16 protein-coding genes are annotated in these 17,878 nt (G+C 75.3%); 4 read left to right on the forward strand and 12 right to left on the reverse strand.

Annotation, left to right across the window (positions count from 1 at the left end):
- Positions 1-23 precede the first annotated feature (23 nt).
- The 6 genes from ACGF4F_RS21055 to ligD all read right to left on the reverse strand — a co-directional run bounded on the left by ACGF4F_RS21055 (position 24) and on the right by ligD (position 9,640).
- Positions 24-743: an ABC transporter ATP-binding protein gene (locus tag ACGF4F_RS21055; protein WP_393079384.1), complete on the reverse strand. Its 720-nt coding sequence runs from the start codon at positions 741-743 to the stop codon at positions 24-26.
- 156 nt (positions 744-899) lie between these two features.
- Positions 900-1,943: an ABC transporter ATP-binding protein gene (locus ACGF4F_RS21060; RefSeq protein WP_357433283.1), complete on the reverse strand. Its 1,044-nt coding sequence runs from the start codon at positions 1,941-1,943 to the stop codon at positions 900-902.
- Position 1,944: 1 nt separating this feature from the next.
- Positions 1,945-4,677 carry a hypothetical protein gene (locus ACGF4F_RS21065; protein ID WP_393079387.1) on the reverse strand — a complete coding sequence of 911 codons (2,733 nt, stop codon included), beginning with the start codon at positions 4,675-4,677 and terminating at the stop codon, positions 1,945-1,947.
- On the reverse strand, positions 4,674-7,853 hold the full coding sequence (locus ACGF4F_RS21070; protein WP_393079390.1) for an FtsX-like permease family protein: 3,180 nt from the start codon (positions 7,851-7,853) through the stop codon (positions 4,674-4,676). The genes ACGF4F_RS21065 and ACGF4F_RS21070 overlap by 4 nt, the downstream gene beginning before the upstream one ends.
- Before the next feature lie 156 nt (positions 7,854-8,009).
- Positions 8,010-8,369, reverse strand: a complete 360-nt coding sequence (locus tag ACGF4F_RS21075; RefSeq protein ID WP_393079393.1) for a hypothetical protein — start codon at positions 8,367-8,369, stop codon at positions 8,010-8,012.
- Positions 8,370-8,611: 242 nt separating this feature from the next.
- Complete coding sequence (ligD, locus tag ACGF4F_RS21080; protein ID WP_357433291.1) at positions 8,612-9,640, reverse strand: non-homologous end-joining DNA ligase; 1,029 nt, start codon at positions 9,638-9,640, stop codon at positions 8,612-8,614.
- 47 nt (positions 9,641-9,687) lie between these two features.
- Here ligD and msrB point away from each other — a divergent pair, with 47 nt between their 5' ends.
- Positions 9,688-10,098 (forward strand): peptide-methionine (R)-S-oxide reductase MsrB, encoded by a 411-nt coding sequence (gene msrB, locus ACGF4F_RS21085; RefSeq protein WP_357433293.1) that lies wholly within the window; start codon positions 9,688-9,690, stop codon positions 10,096-10,098.
- A 35-nt stretch (positions 10,099-10,133) separates the two neighbouring features.
- On the opposite strand, the gene ACGF4F_RS21090 is transcribed toward msrB, so the two are convergent.
- Positions 10,134-10,409: an isoamylase early set domain-containing protein gene (locus ACGF4F_RS21090; RefSeq protein WP_357434280.1), complete on the reverse strand. Its 276-nt coding sequence runs from the start codon at positions 10,407-10,409 to the stop codon at positions 10,134-10,136.
- A gap of 157 nt (positions 10,410-10,566) precedes the next feature.
- Between ACGF4F_RS21090 and ACGF4F_RS21095 the strand changes: the two genes are divergently transcribed.
- Together ACGF4F_RS21095 and ACGF4F_RS21100 are read left to right on the forward strand one after the other, a co-directional pair.
- Entirely contained in the window at positions 10,567-10,827 is a 261-nt protein-coding gene (locus ACGF4F_RS21095) for a Prokaryotic metallothionein (RefSeq protein WP_073835399.1), read from the forward strand.
- Between the two features lie 152 nt (positions 10,828-10,979).
- Positions 10,980-11,429, forward strand: a complete 450-nt coding sequence (locus tag ACGF4F_RS21100) for a GNAT family N-acetyltransferase (protein ID WP_393079398.1) — start codon at positions 10,980-10,982, stop codon at positions 11,427-11,429.
- A 101-nt stretch (positions 11,430-11,530) separates the two neighbouring features.
- Here ACGF4F_RS21100 and hemQ read toward each other — a convergent pair whose 3' ends face one another.
- Genes hemQ through hemE form a run of 3 tightly spaced genes read right to left on the reverse strand, consistent with a single transcriptional unit; the run spans position 11,531 to position 14,781 of the window.
- A complete protein-coding gene (gene hemQ / locus ACGF4F_RS21105; RefSeq protein ID WP_357433298.1) occupies positions 11,531-12,232 on the reverse strand; it encodes a hydrogen peroxide-dependent heme synthase in 702 nt (233 codons plus the stop codon).
- On the reverse strand, positions 12,229-13,680 hold the full coding sequence (gene hemG / locus ACGF4F_RS21110) for a protoporphyrinogen oxidase (RefSeq protein WP_393079401.1): 1,452 nt from the start codon (positions 13,678-13,680) through the stop codon (positions 12,229-12,231). Before hemG ends, hemQ begins: the two co-directional genes overlap by 4 nt.
- A 9-nt stretch (positions 13,681-13,689) precedes the next feature.
- The gene (gene hemE, locus ACGF4F_RS21115; RefSeq protein WP_393079404.1) at positions 13,690-14,781 is read right to left on the reverse strand and encodes a uroporphyrinogen decarboxylase; all 1,092 of its coding nucleotides are present in this window, start codon (positions 14,779-14,781) and stop codon (positions 13,690-13,692) included.
- A 192-nt stretch (positions 14,782-14,973) separates the two neighbouring features.
- Between hemE and ACGF4F_RS21120 the strand changes: the two genes are divergently transcribed.
- On the forward strand, positions 14,974-15,546 hold the full coding sequence (locus tag ACGF4F_RS21120; RefSeq protein ID WP_393079407.1) for a DUF3000 domain-containing protein: 573 nt from the start codon (positions 14,974-14,976) through the stop codon (positions 15,544-15,546).
- A 59-nt stretch (positions 15,547-15,605) separates the two neighbouring features.
- Here ACGF4F_RS21120 and ACGF4F_RS21125 read toward each other — a convergent pair whose 3' ends face one another.
- Both ACGF4F_RS21125 and ACGF4F_RS21130 read right to left on the reverse strand, forming a co-directional pair.
- Entirely contained in the window at positions 15,606-16,439 is an 834-nt protein-coding gene (locus ACGF4F_RS21125) for a hypothetical protein (RefSeq protein ID WP_393079410.1), read from the reverse strand.
- A 119-nt stretch (positions 16,440-16,558) separates the two neighbouring features.
- Positions 16,559-17,620, reverse strand: coding sequence for a trypsin-like peptidase domain-containing protein (locus ACGF4F_RS21130; RefSeq protein ID WP_393079821.1), 1,062 nt, complete (start codon positions 17,618-17,620; stop codon positions 16,559-16,561).
- Between the last annotated feature and the right edge of the window lie 258 nt (positions 17,621-17,878).

Consider the following 17,878-nt stretch of genomic DNA (forward strand, 5'->3'; position numbering starts at 1 on the left):
TCCCGCGGCGCCGGCGCCGACGGTCAGTCGGTGGCCAGGCGGCCGTCGCGGAGGGTGAGGGTGCGGTCGGCCATCTCGATCAGCGCCGGATCGTGGGTGGCGACCAGGGCGGTCATGCCCCGGGCGTGCACCACGGCCCGGATCAGGTCCATGATGGACCGCCCGGTCTCCGAGTCGAGCTGGCCGGTCGGCTCGTCGGCGATGAGCAGGTCCGGCTCGTTCGCCAAGGCGCGAGCCACCGCCACCCGCTGCTGCTGCCCGCCGGACAGCTCGTACGGGCGCTGCGCGGCGTGCCCGCCCAGCCCGACCAGCTCCAGCAGCACCGCCACCCGCTGCTCCCGCTCCGCAGCCGGCACCTTGGCCAGCCGCAGCGGCACCCCGACGTTCTCGGCCGCCGACAGGATCGGCACCAGCCCGAAGGTCTGGAAGACGAAGCCGACGTTGCCCCGGCGCAGCGCGAGCAGCTCGCGCTCGCTCGCGCCGGTCACGTCGTGCCCGGCCACCCGGACCCGCCCGCTGTCCGGCCGGTCCAGGCCGCCGACCAGGTTGAGCAGCGTGGTCTTGCCGGCACCGGAGCGACCCCGGACCGCGACCAGCTCGCCCCGCCCGGCGGAGAAGGACACCTCCCGCACGGCGTGCACCGCATGCTCGCCCCGCCCGAAGGTGCGGCTCACCGCCTCGACCCGGACCACCTCGTCGGTGGTGACCACGCGGGCCGGCGCCAAAGTCGACCGCTCGCTCATGCCGCCACCTCGCTCCGCTCGGCGCCGGCATGAGGCACCACAACCCTGCACTGATGATTCGCTCGCTGACGCTCGCTCATGCCGCCACCTCGCTCCGCTCGGCGCCGGCATGAGGCACCACAACCCTGCACTGATGATTCGCTCGCTGACGCTCGCTCATGCCTGCTCCTTCTCGGCGTGCGCCCGGTCGCCGGGCCGCACCTCGACGTGGTCGGGTTCCAGATTGAGCCGGACCCGGTCGCGCAGCGACAGCGCGTCCACGAAGGACGCCGGGAGCTGCATCCGGCCGGTCCGGTCGAGCACCGCGTACTCCTCGCTGACCAGCTCGGTGCTGCCGTCGGCCGCGACGCGGGCGGTGCGGCGTACCTCCGAGGAGGTGCGGCCGTCGCGGATCGCGACGGTCCGGCGGACCTGGCTGGCCACGGCGTGGTCATGGGTGACCACGACGATGGTGACGCCCAGCTCGGCGTTGATGGTCCGCAGCGCGGCGAAGACCTCGGCCCCCGTCGCCTCGTCCAGCTCACCGGTCGGCTCGTCGGCGAAGAGCACCTCCGGGTCGTTGGCCACCGACACGGCGACCGCGCAGCGCTGCTGCTCGCCGCCGCTCATCTGGCCGGGCTTCCGGTCCGCGCAGTAGCCGACGCCGACCAGGTCGAGCAGCTCGCGGGCCCGGTCCCGCCGGGCCCGCCGGCTGCGCCCGCCGGCCAGCCGCATCGGCAGCTCCACGTTCTCCAGCGCGGTCAGGTACGGCAGCAGGTTCCGCCCGGTCTGCTGCCAGACGAAGCCGACCATCTGCCGGCGGTAGGCGAGCCGGCGCCGGTTCGACAGGGCGAGCAGGTCGTACTCGGCGACCCGGGCGATGCCGGCGGTGGGCGTGTCCAGCCCGGAGAGGATGTTCAGCAGCGTCGACTTGCCGGAGCCGGAGGCCCCCACGATCGCCACCAGCTCGCCACGGTCGATGACCAGGTCGAGACCCTGGAGGGCGACCACCTCCACCCCCTCGGTCTTGAAGATGCGGACCAGGCCGTCGCAGACGATGTGCCCGCGCAACCGGTCCCGCCCGCCGGCCCGTTCGGCGGCGCGCTGCGCGGCGCGCTGCTGGAGGGCGGCCAGGTCCGGCACGGCGGAGGCTGGCTGTCCGGGGTCGCTGCGCGGCGTCAGACGCGCCGAGCCCGGATGGCCATGGGCGGTCGCTGTCATCTCAGCTCTCCTCTCCGAGCCGGAGCACCTCGCCGAGGCGCATCCGGCGGTTGTTCAGGGCCTCGACGGCGATCGCGAAGCCGAGGGCCAGCGCGGCGAGGCCCAGCACACCGGCCACCAGGCCGGGTTCGAAACTCGCCCGCACGGCGACGCCGCCGGTGAACGCGGGCAGGCCCAGCACCGGGGTGAGCAGCATCGGCAGCAGCGCCCCGACGACCGCGCCGGTGAGCACCGACACCAGCACCAGCGGGGTCAGCTCGACCAGCAGCAGCCCGCGCCACTGCCGGCGGGACAGGCCCATGGTGCGCAGCCGGGACAGCACCTGCCCCCGCCCCCGCGCTCCGGCGAGGACCGCGAACGCGAGCGCGAGCAGGCCCAGCGCGCCGCCGCCGGCCGCACCCATGGTGAAGCCGAAGACCAGCAGGCCGTTCACCCCGCTGCCGCCCAGTTCGGCGCGGACCGCCGACCGGACCCGCAGCTCCGGCTGGCGGGGCCGCTCCCCGGCGGTGACCGCCCCGGTGCGCTGGTAGCGCTGCTGCCCCTCGTTGACCACCCGGGCCACCGCGGCGTGGTCCACCCGCTCCCCGGCCAGCACGAAACCTGTGGGTACGAGCGGATGCGGGGCGTTCGCGGGCAGCGTCGGCCAGGGCAGCACCACGAACCGCTCCACGTTCCGGTCGATCAGCGGGAACTCGGTGACGGTGGCGGCGGTGCGCACCGGCAGCCGGTTGCCCTGCACGTCCAGCCAGGCTGGTCGGCGGCCCTGCGGGTCGGCGAGCCCGGCCTCGGTGAACTCGTCGGCCAGCGCCGGGGAGACCAGCGCCGGCAGCGGCGTGGTGCCGTCGCCGGTGGCGCGCAGCGCGTCGGGGACGGTCACGGGCACGCCCGCGCGGCGGGCCACCTCGGCGAAACGGGCGCCGTCGACCAGCAGCACCCGGGTGTCGCCGACCCCGCCGAACCGGCCGGCCTGGTCGGCGTACGGACGCACGTTGGGCTCGACCAGCAGCGGGGCCACCGCTTGGGCGCCGGGCAGCGCGGCCAGCGCCTCGGTGGTGTCCGGGGCGAACCGTTCCCCGTTGACCAGGACGTCCCCGGGGACGGCCCGGACGGCGGCCCGGTCCCGGCCGGCCTCGATCCCGGCCGCCACCACCCCGCAGAACGCGGCGGTGGCGACGGCGAGGACGACCACGACGAGCGGGCCGGTGGTGGCGGCCCGGCCGGCGCGGGCGGTGCCGAGGAACGCCACGCTGCCCCGGGCTCGGGCGGCGAGCCGGCTGAGCAGCCGCAGCGGCCACGGGTACGCCCGCAGCGCGACCAGTGCCGCGGCCACCGCCAGCAGCACCGGCACGGAGACCAGCAGCGGGTCCACCGACCCGTCGAGGGCCAGGCCCCGGCGGCGCAGCAGGAACGCCCCGAGCACGGCGATGCCGAGCACGGTCACCTCGACGGTGAGCCGGACGGTGGTGGACCGGGTGCTGACCAGGTCGGCCCGGCCGGCGCCACCGCGTGCGGCGGTGAGCGCGGCGGCCGGCGGGACCAGGGTGACCAGCACCGCGACGAGCAGCACCCAGCGCAACTCGGTGCCCTCGCCGGGCAGTAGGCCGCCGAGCAGCCAACCGAAGCCGGCCGCGGCCGGCAGCACGAGCACCGACTCGGCGAGCCCGCGGCGGAGCACCGCGCCGGTCGAGCCGCCCCGGGCGCGCAGCAGCACGTACTCGGACCGGCGTCGGCGCGCCGCCAGGCGGGCGGCGAGCAGGGTCAGGCCGGCCAGGGTGGCGAGCAGCCCGGCCGCGATGATCGCGAGCAGCGTACGGGCGGCGGCGAGCGAGTCGGCGAACTGCCGCAACGGGATGTCGACGCCCTGAGTGAAGCCGAGCCCGGACGGTTTGGGGATCCGGTCGAGGCTGCTCAACCCCTCGATCAGCGCGTCGAGCTGGGCCGGGGTGATCCGGTCCGGCGAGATCCGGTAGCGCCAGCCGAAGCTGACCGGCCAGCCGGCCCCGGTCAGCGCGGCCAGGCCCTGGTCGGAGGTCACCCCGACCAGCAGGAACGGTTCGCCGTCCCCCTCGGGTTCGCCGAGCCGCAGCAACGACGGAAGCGCGTCCCAGATCCCGTCGCCCTGGTCGAGCTGCCGGAAGACGCCGACCAGGCTGATCTCCTTCCTCGTCATCGGGTTGCCGGCGACGTCCAGGACGGACAGCGTGAGCCGGCTACCGGCACGCAGCCCGAGCCGGCCGGCGACCGTGTCGGCGAGGGCCAGCTCGACGGAGCCGTCGGCAGCCACGCCCGCGTCGGGCCACCGGCCCTCGACCAGGGTCGCCGCGTCCTCGATGCCACTCACCGTCCGCAGGCTGAGGTCGATCAGCCCCTTGTCAGCGGTCAGCTCCGGTCCCTTCAGCCGGGCGAAGGAGGTCTCCGCCGTGAACCACCGCTCGCCGATCGCCTGCCGCACGACGGGCGGCATCCGCTCCTCGAAGCTGTCCAGCTCGGCCGCGCGGCCGGCGAGGACCTCCTGGCTTCCGGACCGGATCAGCACGTCCTTCATGGCGTAGGTCAGGTCTCGGCGGGCCACCGGCTGGGCCGCCACGTACTCCCGCAGCCCCTGCCCGGTGAGCCGATCGGCGATTCGCGGCACCGCCGTGATCAGCAGGGCGGTGACCAGCGTCAGCACCGCGAGGAGGAGGAAATGCCCCCCGTACGCCCGGACCCGCCGGGCCACCCTGAACAGGCTCATCGTTCTCCCCCGATCCGCAGCTGCACGGCGGCCACCCGCTGGCGGATGCCGGTGGTGATGACGGCGGCGAACGCCAGCGCGGCGAGCAGCAGCCCGGCCGCGGTCAGTCCGATCGGGGTCCATGGCACCGTGAAGACCGCCTCCGGCACCGGCCGGCCGGCGGCCGGCGTGAGGATCACCAGCGGCACCATGGTGGCCGCGACCCCGGCCCCGACCAGCAGCCCGACGCCGACCCCGATGCCGGCCAGGAAGGCCTGCTCGGCGAGGAGGGCCCGGGCCAGCAGCCGGGCGTTGGCGCCCAGCGTATGCAGCACGGCGAACTCGGTCAGCCGGTGCCGGGTGGTGGCCCACACGTCCACGGCGAGACCGACCAGGGCGAGCAGCGCCGACCCGAGCGCGGCGGCCAGCAGCCCGACCCGGGCACCCCGCCAGTACGGGTCCCGGGCCGCCTCCGCCGCCACCTGGCGGCGGTCGAGCAGGGTGGTCCCGGGCAGCGCGGCGAGGGCCTCCGCGGCGGCGGCGTGACCGCTGTCGTCGGTGCGCAGCCACCACTCGGCCGTCGACCGGACCGTGCCCTGCTGGCGTAGCAGCAGGTCGGTGGCGGCGGGCAGGTCCAGCAGCACCCCGTCGCCGGCGGTGCCGGGGACGGCCTTGACCTGCCCGACCACCGTCACCGGCAGGGAGACCCCGGACAGCGACAGGTTGATGGTGTCGCCGGTGCGGACGTTCAGCGCCGCGGCTGCGCCGGACGTGACCAGCGCCGGCACCGGCGGGTCGTCCCCGACGGGCACCACGGCGATCCGGGCCGCCGGCCCGCTGATGAACTCCCGGAGGCCCTCGGGCACCAGGAAGTGGCGGGTGACGTCGACCGAGCCCCCGTCGACCTGGGCGGCCGCCCGAGCCCCCTCCTCGCCGCTGATCCGCCACCCGCCGTCGAGGGCCAGTGGCCGAATGCCGCCAGCCGCGTCGGTGACCCGGAGCCCGTTGATCCGCAGTCGGTAGCTCTCGCCGACCGCCTCGCCACCGTCGGCCTCGAACCCGGCCAGCCGCACCGGGACGCCGCCGGTCTCGGGCAGGGGCACGGAGAAGGACACCGGCCGGCCGTCGCCCTGGCCGACCGCCAGCGGCAGCCGCCAGGCCGTACCGGAGTCGGTGACGAGCAGCGCGGACACGGACACCCGCGGCTGCTCGAACCGCGTCTCGACGGGGGTGCGAACGGTCCCGGCGAGCGCCCGCGCGCCGGCCGGGAGGGCGATCCCGGCGGCCATGGCCCGCTTGCGGACCAGCCGGTCGAGCAACGCGTCACTGGACGCGCCACCGGCGGCGTCGTCGAGCCGGAGCATGCCGGCCGCGCCGGCGGCGTCCAGGCTCACCACGGTCGCCTCCCGGTTGTCGCGACCGAGCCGCACGTCGTCGCGCCAGGCCGGCAGCACCCGGTCCAGCCCGGGCACCGCGGCCAGCCGGCCCGCCCGGTCGGCCGGGGCGCTCCCGCTCCGTTCGACCAGCCGCAGGTCGGTGCCGACGGCGTGCTGGGCCTGGTCCCGCTGCGACCGTTCCCAGGAGGCCACCAGCGACCAGGCGAGCGTGCTGCCGCCGACGGCGAGGGCGAGCAGCAGCACCGGCCCGGCGTGCGGCCGGCGGCCGGCCTGCCACATGCCGAACATGGTGGCCGTCCACGGCCGCCGGTCGACGAACCGCTCGGCGACCCGGGTCGCCGGCGGGAGCAGCCGCAACGCGACGACCGCGCCGGCCAGCACCCCGATGGTGGGCGCGGCGGCGAGCAGCGGGTCGATGCCGAGCCGCCCGCCGGCCCCGGCCAGCGGCGAGGAGTACTGCCGGAGCTGGGTCCAGGCGAGCACGGCGAGCACGACGAGGGCCAGGTCGGCGCTGGCGCGCTGCACCGCCGCGCCGCGGGTCGGGCGGGACCGGGCCGCCATGTCGGCGACGTAGGTGCCGGCCCGCCGCAACGCGGGCATCACCATGGCGAGCAGGCAGCCGATCGCGGCGGCGACCGCGACCAGCCAGACCTGGGCGAGGCCGCCGTCGGCCAGCCGCAGGTCGGCGCCGAGCCGGTGCACGGCCTGCCCGGTCAGCGGCGGGGCGAGCAGCATGGCCGGCGCCACCACCAGGGTCGCCTCCCGGACGGCGAGGCCGGCGAGCTGGCCGCGGGCGGCGCCCCGGGCGCGCAGCAGTGCGGTCTGCGCCCGCCGGTCCTCGTTGAGCAGCGCGGCGACCAGCACCAGCGCGTACCCGCCGAGCACCACGATCAGCAACAGCGGGGTGAGCAGGGCGGACCGGCCCACCAGGTCGGCTCGGCCGAGCCGGTCGATCAGCTGGTCCAGCTTGCTGACGGCCTGCGCGGACGAGCCGAGGCCGGTGGCGTCGGGGATCTTCGCCGAGATGGCGGCGACGGCAGTCTTGACCGAGACCAGCCGGCTCGGCTCGACCACCGCGAGGTCCGGCTGCACGAGCCAGGACGCGGACACCGAGCCGGGGAAGGTACGGGCGAAGTCGGCCGGGTCCAGCGCGAACGGCCCGTACGAGGTGACCGCACCCGGGTCACCCTCGCCCACTCCGGGAGCCAGCCGCCAGTACGCCTCGGTTGGGTCACGGGGCCGCCAGATCCCGGCGACCACGACCGCGCCGGCCCGCTCGGTGCTGCGGTCGTAGAGCGGCACCCGATCGCCGGTGCGCAGCCCGAGCTGGCCGGCGACCTTCTCGGGCAGCGTCACCTGCAGCGGGTTTGCCCCGGGCGCCGGCCACGACCCGGCGGTGAGTTGGGCGTGCGCGGCCAGGTTGTCGAGGGTGCCGAGGTTGGCGAAGACCGCGTCGTCGCCGGCCCGGGCGGCGCCGAGGTCCCCGGTCAGCTCGCGCCCGGTGCCGTAGCGGGCGGCGGCGACGGTGACCGGCGCCTCGCCCAGGCCGGCGGCGAACTGGGCGCGGACCGCCCGGTCCCGTTCGGCGTACGCGGCCGCGTCCGGGCCGCCGGAGCCGCTGACCAGCAGGCTGCGCTCCTCGGCCGGGGCGGCGTCGAGCACCGCCCGCGCTCCGGCGTCGACGGCCCGCCGGTTGTAGTCGGAGAGCCCGGTGACCAGTGCCACCGCGACCAGGGCCGCCACGGCGGCGGCGAGCAGCAGCCCGCGCGCCTCGACGGCCCGCCTCCACACCAACTTCATCCGACGCCCTCCCCTGGCCCCCGTCGGGCCGATGAAAAGGAAGACCGGTCGGGGGGCGGGAAAGGTTCGCGCCCGTTACATGATCGTTACCAGCCGCCCAGCGACCGGTGGAGAGTGACCCGCCCAACCCTGATCGTTGGCAGCTTTCTGGTCTGCCTACTGGCCGAAGGTGTAGCGCAGGTTCGCGTTGATCAGTTCGTTGAGCCGCTTGCGAAGGTGTCCGAGCAACGAAGGGTCGGGCACGGGCTCGGCGACCAGCAGAGTCCAGCTCAGCTGCGTGCCTCCTCCGCCGTCGGACTCCAGATCGAAACGTACCTGGGCATCCGGTCGCCTGATCCACAGCGACGACCAGATGACCAGGCGCGGATGCTCGGCGCGCAAGATCTGCGGCGATCGTTCATCGTCGAGCAACCGCAGCCAGGGCCGCGCCGGGTCGGGGTCGGGTTGGGTGAGCGCCTCGAAGACGACGCCGGGTGGTGGTGGTTGCGTGCGCGTGCGGCTACCGGCTTCGAGCATGCCTCAAACCAACCTCGCTCTGGCTTCCGACTCGGCGGCGCCGGCCGCTGCCGGCGCCGCGACGACCACGATGAATCCTGCAACCACCGACGAGCCGGCCGGTGCTCTGGCCGCCGGTTGACCTACCCGGCTCCGCCGCGCCCTGCAAGATGGTGCTCGATCCTGGATCGAGTGGCGTCGGGCGCGCTCCGATGCCACTACTTCCTGGATCGAGCACGATCTTGGTGCGGGCGAGGCGGCGGTCAGGCGCGAGGCCGGTCACGGTCCTTGGAGGGCTGCACCCGTTTCGGCTCGCCCGGCATCTTCGGATATTCCGGCGGGTACGGCAGGTCGCCCTGCCCGGCGGCGGCGTCCCGCTCGGCCCACTCCAGCAGCGGGCTGATGTCCCACGGGGCGTCGTCGATGCCGGCGTGCGGGTCACCCCGCTCGGCCAGCCGGGCCGGCACGCTGCGCAGGTCGAAGTCGTCCGGGTCCACCTGGGTCAGCTCGTCCCAGTCGACCGGGGTGGAGACGGTGGCCCGCGCGTTGGCCCGCAGCGAGTACGCGCAGGCGATGGTCCGGTCCCGGGCCATCTGGTTGAAGTCCACGAAGACCCGGCTGCCGCGCTCCTCTTTCCACCAGGCGGTGGTGACCAGCTCCGGACGGCGGCGTTCCAGCTCCCGGGCCAGCGCGATGGTGGCCCGGCGCACCTCGACGAACGTCCAACGCGGCTGGATCCGCAGGTAGACGTGCACGCCCCGGCCGCCGGACGTCTTCGGCCAGCCGGCCACGCCCAGCTCGTCCAGCAGCGCCCGCAGCTCGCCGGCCGCGGTGACCGCGTCGGCGAAGTCGGTGCCGGGCTGCGGGTCCAGGTCGATCCGCAGCTCGTCGGGGCGGTCGACGTCGGCGGCGCGGACCGGCCACGCGTGGAAGACCACCGTGCCCATCTGCGCCGCCCAGGCCACGTGGGCCAGGTCGGCCGGGCAGAGCTCCGCGGCCTTCCGGCCGCTGGGGAAGCTGATCTCCGCGGTCCCGACCCACGGGGGTACGCCCCGGGTCGGCACCCGCTTCTGGAAGAACATCTCCCCCTCGATGCCCTCGGGGAAGCGCTGCAACGTGGTCGGCCGGTCGCGCAGGGCGCGCATGATCCCCTCGCCGACCGACAGGTAGTAGTGGAAGACGTCCGCCTTGGTGAAGCCGCGCTGCGGGAAGATCACTCGGTCCGGGCTGCTCAGCCGTACGGTGTGCCCGGCGACCTCGATCTCCTCGGCTGCGGCCTTGGTGCCACCCATTGCGCGACCATATGCGATGCCACCGACGCCCGGCGTACCGTTGACCGGTGAGTCTTTCCGAGAGCGAACTGCCCACCACTGAGGAAGAGTGGCGGGTCCGGCTGAGCCCCGAGGAGTTCCGGGTGCTCCGCGAGCACGGCACCGAGCGGCCGTGGACCGGCGAGTACGTCGACACCAAGACCGCCGGCGTCTACCACTGCCGAGCCTGCGGGGCGGAACTGTTCCGCAGCGAGGACAAGTTCGACTCGCACTGTGGCTGGCCGAGCTTCGACGACGCGATCCCCGGCGCGGTGAAGGAGATCCCCGACAACACCCTCGGCATGCGGCGTACGGAGATCCGCTGCGCCCGGTGCGACAGCCACCTGGGGCACGTCTTCGAGGGCGAGGGGTTCACGCCGAAGGACACCCGGCACTGCGTGAACTCGGTCTCGATCCGGCTGGAGCCGGAGCAGGGCTGAGCTGCCCCGGCGGACCGACCAGGCCAGCCTCACAGTCAGAGCAGCAGGCGGCAGCCCCGCTCGTCGACCGCGTCGGCAGACTCGTCGTCCAGCCAGACTCCGCCGGTGGCGAGGTAGCGGAAGTGGTGCTCGCCGGGGCCGAGCCGGACGGTGATCGTCCGGGTGCCGTCCCGACGGGGCATCAGCTCGTGCCGGCCGGGCTCCCAGTCGTTGAAGCAGCCGACCACGCTCACCGTGCCGGACGGGGTGTCGCGCGGCAGGCAGAAGGTGACCCGGGTCTGGTTGCCGAACAGCTTGTTGCGCTTGATCACGTGGTCCTCCGGGGGTGTCGGGGCGATCACCAGGCCTAACGTCCGACACGCCGGGGGCGACTCGCCGTCGAGCCGGACCAGATTCCCCGGTTCCGGTTGCCCGCGTGTGTCGGCTGCTCGACGCTGGGGTGACGTGTCCATATCGGGGGGATTTGTAATGGCAACCTGCGAGGTATGCGGTAACGACTACTGGGGGGCGTTCGAGGTCCGTACGGCCAGCGGGGCGGTGCACACCTTCGACTCCTTCGAGTGCGCCATCCACCGGATGGCGCCGATCTGCGAGCACTGCCAGATCAAGATCGCCGGCCACGGTGTCGAGGTCAACGGCCGCTTCTTCTGCTGCGCGCACTGCGCACGGGCGGTAGAGGGCGCCCAGGGCGCCGAGGTCCGCGACGCGGTGGGCGCCCGCCCGTCCTGACCGAGAGGCGCCCCGCGCGGTTCCCCGGGGTCGACGATGTGGCGGTATCCGCCCCGCGCAGCTCCCGGGCCGGCGATGTGGCGGCATCCGGCGCACCCAGACACCGCCAGGTCGGCGAGCTGGCGCCGCCTGGCCACGCCTACCATCGCGGGATGCCCGTCGAGTCGCACGTCGCCAGCTTCGCCGAGCTGGGCGCCCGCACCTTCCACGACCTGCTCCGGCTGCGCATCGACGTGTTCGTGGTCGAGCAGAACTGCCCGTACCCAGAGCTGGACGGCCGGGACGTCGAACCCGGCACCCGGCACCTCTGGCTGACCCGGGACGGCGTGGTCGTGGCGTACCTGCGGATCCTGGCCGACCCGGACGGCGTGGCACGGATCGGCCGGGTGGTGGTGGCGCCGGCGGCCCGCGGCGCGGGCCTGGCCGGCCGGCTGATGACCGAGGCGCTGGCCGTGGTCGGCGCGGGTCCGTGCGTGCTGGACGCGCAGACCCACCTGGTCGACTTCTACGCCGGCCACGGCTTCGCGGTCAGCGGCCCCGGGTACGTGGAGGACGGCATCCCGCACACCCCCATGCGCCGGGAGGGCCGCCCACCCGCCTGAGCGGACATCCCGCGAGGCGGCACTTTCGGGGAAGGTGCTGCCTCAGCCGCGGCAGACGTGGCACCTTCCCCGAAGTTGCCGCGTCCGCCGACGACCAAGCGTCAGACCAGGCAGGTGACGATGTCGGCGATGGACCGGCGACGACCGGTGTAGAAGGGGATCTCCTCCCGCACGTGCCGCCGGGCCCGGGAGCCCCGCAGGTCCCGCATCAGGTCGACGATCCGATGCAGCTCGTCGGCCTCGAAGGCGAGCATCCACTCGTAGTCGCCGAGGGCGAACGAGGCCACCGTGTTGGCCCGCACGTCCGGGTAGCCGCGGGCCATCCGGCCGTGCTCGGCCAGCATCTCGCGCCGCTCGGCGTCCGGCAGCAGGTACCACTCGTACGAGCGGACGAACGGGTAGACGCAGAGGTAGGCCCGGGCCTCCTCGCCGGCCAGGAACGCCGGGATGTGGCTCTTGTTGAACTCGGCCGGCCGGTGCAGCGCCATCTGCGACCAGACCGGGGTGAGCGCCCGGCCCAGCGTGGTCCGGCGGAACCGCAGGTACGCGTCCTGGAGCGCGTCGCTGGACGAGGAGTGCCACCAGATCAGCAGGTCGGCGTCAGCGCGCAGGCCGGCCACGTCGTACGTGCCCCGGATGGTCACGTCCTTGCCGGCCAGCTCGGTGAAGAGGGACTCGACCTCGTCGACGACGTTCTCGCGCAGCGACGGGAGCGGGCTGGTGGCCCGGTACACCGACCACATGGTGTAGCGGATGGTCTCGTTGAGCTCCCGCAGCCGGGCCGCGTTGGTCTGCTCGGTCATGCTGCCGATCCTCCCAGTGCTGTGATGATCTCTTCGGCCGCCGCCTCGCCGGAGCGGACGCAGACCGGAATGCCGACGCCGTCGTAGCCGGCCCCGGCCAGGGCCAGCGTCGGGTGAGCGGCGCGCAGCCGCGCCCGGACCGCCGCCACCCGCGCGCCGTGGCCGGGGGTGTACTGCGGCAGGGCCCCGCCCCACCGCTGCACATGCCGGGCGACCGGGGCGGGCAGCGGGGCGCCCAGCACCTTGGACAGCTCCCGGTGCACGGTGGCGACCAGGTCGTCGTCGGTGAGCTGGAGCGACGTCTCCTCCCCATACCGGCCGACCGAGGCGCGCAGCAGGGCGAGCCCGTCGGCCCGGCGCAGGTGGCCCCACTTCGTGGTGAAGAACGTGGCCGCCTTAATCAGCAGCCCCTCGGTGGCCGGCGCCAGGAAGCCGGAGAGCTCCGGCAGCTCCGGCGCGGGCAGGGCCAGGGTGACCAGCGCGACGCTGGCGTAGTCGAGCCCGCCGACGGTGGCGGCCACCTCGGGCGCCGGGCCGGCGAGCAGCCGGGCGGCCGGGCGGGCCGGCACGGCCAGCAGCACGGCATCGGCCTCGACTTCCGACAACTCCAGCTCGGCGCGTCTGCCGCCGCGCCGCGACGTGGAGCCGTCGTCAGGCTGGCGGACGGTGAGCTGCCACCCTGTCGATGTCCGGTGCAGCTCGCGGACCGCCGCGTCCCGGCGGATCGTCGCGCCGCTGCACCGCGCCGCCGCCGCGACCAGGGTGCTCAGCCCGCCGGCCAGGGTGCCGAAGACCGGCGCGCCGGGGGTGCGCGGCGCGGCCGCCTGCGCGGCCCGGACCGCGCCGACCAGGGTGTGCTCGACCCGGGCCGCGCGGGCCAGCGCCGGCATGGTGGTGACCAGGGAAAGGCCGTCGGCCCGGCCCGCGTAGACGCCGCCGAGCATCGGGTCGACCAGCCGGTCCACCACCTCGTCGCCGAACCGCTCCCGGACCAGCGCGCCGACCGCCATGTCGGCGTCCGGGCCGAGCAGCGGGCGGCCGGCGTCCCGGTCGGCGTCCGCCGCCGGCCGCGCCACCGCCGCCACCTTCTCCAGATCACCGGGTACGCCGACCAGGGTGCCGCCGGGAACCGGCCGCAGCCCGCCGTCGACGACCAGCGCCGCCTGCCCGACGGTCGGGTGCACGATCGAGTCGGCCAGGCCGAGCCGGCGGACCAGGGTCACCGCGGCCGATTCCCCGCCGGCCGGGTCACGCATCAGGAACGACTCGGCGCCGAACTCGACGGGCTGCCCGGCCAGTTCGCCGGTGCGCAGCTTGCCCCCGAGGAGGCCGGACTGCTCGTACACGGTGACCTCGGTGCCGGCGGGGGCGCGGTCGCGCAACCGGACGGCGGCGGCCAGCCCGGTGACGCCGCCACCGACGATCGCCACCCGCCACGGTCGCGCCATGGTCCCTCCCTACTCGGCCGGCCGCGCGCTGAGCTCGTGCACCAGCGCGACCACCCGGGTCAGCACGTCCGGGTCCGTCTCCGGCAGGACGCCGTGCCCGAGGTTGAACACGTGAGCGGGGGCGGCCCGCCCCTCGTCCAGGATCCGGCGCACCTCGGCCTCCACCACCGGCCACGGGGCGAGCAGCACACACGGGTCGAGGTTGCCCTGCACGGCCTTGTCCGGGCCGATCCGGCGGGTCGCCACGTCCAGCGGGGTACGCCAATCCACGCCGACCACGTCGACGCCGGCCTCGCCCATCGCGCCCAGCAGCTCGGCGGTGCCGACCCCGAAGTGGATCCGGGGCACGCCGGCGTCGGCCAGGCCGGTGAGCACGTGGGTCGAGTGCGGCAGCACGTAGCGGCGGTAGTCGGCCTCGGACAGCGCGCCGGCCCACGAGTCGAAGAGCTGCACCGCGGACACCCCGGCGTCGACCTGGACCCGCAGGAACGACAGCGTGACCTCGGCCAGCCGGGCGCACAGGGCGTGCCAGAGGTCCGGGTCGCCGTACATCAGCGCCTTGGTCTTCGCGTGGGTCCGCGACGGCCCGCCCTCGACCAGGTAGCTGGCCAGGGTGAACGGGGCACCGGCGAAACCGATCAGCGGGGTGTCCCCCAGCTCGGCGACGAGCAGCCGGACCGCCTCGTCCACGTAGGACACGTCGTCGCGGGTGATCGGCCGGATCCGCTCGACGTCGCCGGCAGCGCGGACCGGCTCGGCCACCACCGGCCCGGTGCCGGCCACGATGTCCAGGTCGATCCCGGCGGCGGCCACCGGGACCACGATGTCACTGAACAGGATCGCCGCGTCGACCCCGTGCCGGCGGGCCGGCTGAAGGGTGATCTCGGTGACCAGCTCCGGACGGCGGCACGACTCCAGCATCGGCACGTTGGCCCGGATCTCCCGGTATTCCGGCAGCGACCGGCCGGCCTGTCGCATGAACCAGACCGGGGTGTGCGGGGCCGGCTCCCGCCGGCAGGCCCGGACGAAGGGCGAATCGGCCGGCCCGCCACGGCGGGATTGTCCGTCTCGGGCGGCGGTGCCCGTGGTGTCGGTGGTCATCGCGGCAATCGTGCCACGCGTGCGGGCGGCCCCCGCCGCCACCGTCACCTTTTGTGACGTGAACGGAAGGCCCTGGTTGACGCCCCCGGCGCCGGAAGGCCCCGGCCGGCAGGATTCCTCCCCGCATGATCGCGGCCCGCCGCTCGGCGCGCCGTCCCGCCCTACCGGCGGGCGGCGGCATAGGCTGCCCGCATGGCCCCCCCGATCGCGCTCCCGGAAACCTTCGCCCGCGCGGTCGCGGGGTTGCGATCGGTGACCCCCCGCCCGGAGATCGTGCTGGAGGAGGTCGGCGCCCCGCAGCGCCTGGCCCCGTACGCGTTCGCGCTCTCCGCCGCGGTCATGCGCAACGACGACGAGGTGGCCACCGGGCGGCTGATCCTGCTGCACGACCCGGCCGGGCACGAGGCGTGGCAGGGCACCCTGCGGCTGGTCACGTACGTGACCGCGGAGCTGGAGGTGGACCTGGCCAGCGACCCGCTGCTGCCGGGGGTGGGCTGGACCTGGCTGACCGACGCGCTGGACGCGCAGGACGCCCGGCACCGGGCCATCGGCGGCACGGTCACCCAGACCCTCTCCACCCGGTTCGGCGAGCTGGCCGGGCCGCCCGCCGCCGGGGACATCGAGATCCGGGCCTCCTGGACCCCGCTCGGCGTCGACCTGTCCCCGCACCTGCTCGGCTGGTGCGCCCTGCTGGCCTCGACGGCCGGGCTGCCACCGCCCGGGGTGACGGCCCTGCCGTCCCGCCGCCCCGCCGGCGCCGCCTGAGCGGCGGAAAACCGGCGACGGGCCACCCCGGGTGCCCGGAGCGGCCCGCGCGATACCCGTCAGAGGTAGTTCTCGGCCTCGTCGCAGACCTTGTCCAGGCCCTTGTTGGCCTTGTCGAAGGCGGCCTTGTTGCCGGCCGACGCCGCCGCGATGGCGGTGGTCAGCTTGTCCAGGCAGGTGGCGATGACCTTCTTCTGCCGGGCCTGCTCGTCCCGGTCGTTCTTGGTGCCGGTCAGGTTCTGCTCGGTGTCGGCGAGCTTGTCCCGGACCGTCTGCAGGTCGGCCTTGAGCTTGTCGATCTCCTGCCGGTTCGCCGCGATGGTGCCGTCCCGCTGGCTGACCTGCTGCTCCGTGCGGTGCAGCTTCCCGTTGGTGGTGACGTAGAGGCCGGTCATCACGCCACCGAGCACGAACAGCAGCCCGGCCACCAGGGCGAGGATCAGCGTGCTCCGCCCCTTGCCGGCGGGCGCCGCCGGCGCCCCGTACGGCGGGACCGCACCCGGCGGGGCCGACATAGGCTGCGTCCCGAAACCCGGCCCGGACACGGGCGGGGCGGACATCGGCGGCGCCGACATCGGCTGCGGGTAACCGGGCGCGGAGACCGGGGCGGCGCCCGACGCGTACTGGCCAGGGATCGGGGCGGCGCTCGGCGGGTACTGCCCGGGGACCGGGGCGCTCGGCGGGTACTGGCCGGGGACCGGGGCGGCGCCGGGCGCGTACTGCCCGGGGACCGGCGGGGCGGGCGCCGGGGCGACGGGTTGGGGCAGGGTGGGGTCGGGCTGGCCGGCCGGGTACTGCTGGGGCGCGGGCTGGCCGCCGTACGGGCTGCCGTACCCGGTGCCGCCCGGCGGCTGGGGCGGGCAGCCCGCCGCTCCGGTCGGTGGCTGGGACATGACGTACCTCCAAGTGTGCTGGTCCCCGTGGGGTGGCCCGAAGGGCCGTGGTCTGCGCGTCGACGTGCTCGGGGCCAGGCGTCGACGGATGCGGTCAACGGCGACCGGGTGCGGGCCGGTCAGCAGAGCGTGAACGTGTCGCAGGCGGTCTTGATCGGCACCGCGAGGCCGATGCCCTCGGCGTCCCGGGCCTTGGCGGTGGCGATGCCGACCACCTCCTTGGACCCGTTGATCACCGGCCCGCCGGAGTTGCCGGGGTTGATCGGCGCGTCGAACTGGATCACCGGGCCGGAGCCGCCCTCGTCCGGGCGGAACGCGCTCACCACCCCGGTGGTCACGCTGTCCTGCAGGCCCAGCGGGGCGCCCACCACCACGATCTGCTGCCCGGACTTGACCGGCGTACGGGCCGCGACCAGGCCGGTGAACCGGGCCGTGCTGCGCAGCTGGGCGAGGTCCTTGTCCTTGTCGACCTTGACGATGGTGGCCTCGAAGCGCTGGCCGGTCCGCTCCAGGAACACCTTCCGGCCGCCGCCGTCGTAGACCGACTCCACCACGTGGAAGTTGGTGAGCAGCATGGTGCCGCCGCCGGACGGCGGCTTGCCGATCGCGAAGGCGGTCCCGGTGAACTGGCCGGCGCTGACCCGGAACACGCTGGGCAGCACGGCACTCGCCACGGCCTCCGGGTTGAAGGCGGAACCGGCCTGCTTCTCCAGGGCCTCCGCCCGCTTCTCCAGCCCGTCCAGCCGGCTGCCGTCCGCGCCCTGGGCGTCGGCCAACCGCCGGTCGGTGGCGGCGAGCCGGCCGTCCAGCCGGTGGATCTGGTACGCCTGCACCCCCGCGACCACCGCCAGCATGCCGGCCAGCACGAGCGCCACCACCGGCAGCCGACGCCCGCGGCCGGTCCCGCCCGCGGCTCCCCCCGGGTACACCGGCCCCGGGGCGGACTGCCCCGGCAGGGCCGACCCGGCGGTGGGCTGGCCCGGGTAGGCCGGTCCCGAGATCGGCTGCCCTGGGTAGGTCGGCCCGGCGACCGGCTGCCCCGGGTGGGCGGGTGCGGAAGCCGGGTGGACCGGTGCGGTGGTCGGCTGAGCCGGGTGGGCCGGCGTGGAGATCGGCTGTCCGGGGTGGGTGGGCGCCGGGGCCGGCTGCCCTGCGAACGCCGGCCCCGGGACCGGCTGCAACGGAACGGGCGTCGGCGGGGCGAACGCCGACGCCGGTTGAGCGGGCGCGGTGGTGGGCTGGGCGGGCGCGGTGGTGGGCTGGGCGGCGAAGCCGCCGGGGACGGTCGGCTCGGCGCCGACCGGCTGCCCGGGCGCGCTGCCCGGCTGGGCCGGCGGCCATCCGTCCTGCGGGCGCGGGGCGGCCGAGGCACCGCCCGGGCCCCACTGGCCGCTGTTCGGCGCCGCCGGCCAGGTGGCTCGGGGTGCGGGTACGGCCGG

The sequence above is a fragment of the Micromonospora sp. NPDC047740 genome (genome assembly GCF_043204735.1).
Lineage (GTDB): Bacteria > Actinomycetota > Actinomycetes > Mycobacteriales > Micromonosporaceae > Micromonospora.

Bases quoted from the DNA above. Each gene is read 5' to 3' on its own strand.
- ACGF4F_RS21055 (WP_393079384.1), bottom strand. From the start codon at position 743: ATGAGCGAGCGGTCGACTTTGGCGCCGGCCCGCGTGGTCACCACCGAC.
- ACGF4F_RS21060 (WP_357433283.1), bottom strand. From the start codon at position 1,943: ATGACAGCGACCGCCCATGGCCATCCGGGCTCGGCGCGTCTGACGCCG.
- ACGF4F_RS21065 (WP_393079387.1), bottom strand. From the start codon at position 4,677: ATGAGCCTGTTCAGGGTGGCCCGGCGGGTCCGGGCGTACGGGGGGCAT.
- ACGF4F_RS21070 (WP_393079390.1), bottom strand. From the start codon at position 7,853: ATGAAGTTGGTGTGGAGGCGGGCCGTCGAGGCGCGCGGGCTGCTGCTC.
- ACGF4F_RS21075 (WP_393079393.1), bottom strand. From the start codon at position 8,369: ATGCTCGAAGCCGGTAGCCGCACGCGCACGCAACCACCACCACCCGGC.
- ligD (WP_357433291.1), bottom strand. From the start codon at position 9,640: ATGGGTGGCACCAAGGCCGCAGCCGAGGAGATCGAGGTCGCCGGGCAC.
- ACGF4F_RS21095 (WP_073835399.1), top strand. From the start codon at position 10,567: ATGGCAACCTGCGAGGTATGCGGTAACGACTACTGGGGGGCGTTCGAG.
- ACGF4F_RS21100 (WP_393079398.1), top strand. From the start codon at position 10,980: ATGCCCGTCGAGTCGCACGTCGCCAGCTTCGCCGAGCTGGGCGCCCGC.
- hemQ (WP_357433298.1), bottom strand. From the start codon at position 12,232: ATGACCGAGCAGACCAACGCGGCCCGGCTGCGGGAGCTCAACGAGACC.
- hemG (WP_393079401.1), bottom strand. From the start codon at position 13,680: ATGGCGCGACCGTGGCGGGTGGCGATCGTCGGTGGCGGCGTCACCGGG.
- hemE (WP_393079404.1), bottom strand. From the start codon at position 14,781: ATGACCACCGACACCACGGGCACCGCCGCCCGAGACGGACAATCCCGC.
- ACGF4F_RS21120 (WP_393079407.1), top strand. From the start codon at position 14,974: ATGGCCCCCCCGATCGCGCTCCCGGAAACCTTCGCCCGCGCGGTCGCG.
- ACGF4F_RS21125 (WP_393079410.1), bottom strand. From the start codon at position 16,439: ATGTCCCAGCCACCGACCGGAGCGGCGGGCTGCCCGCCCCAGCCGCCG.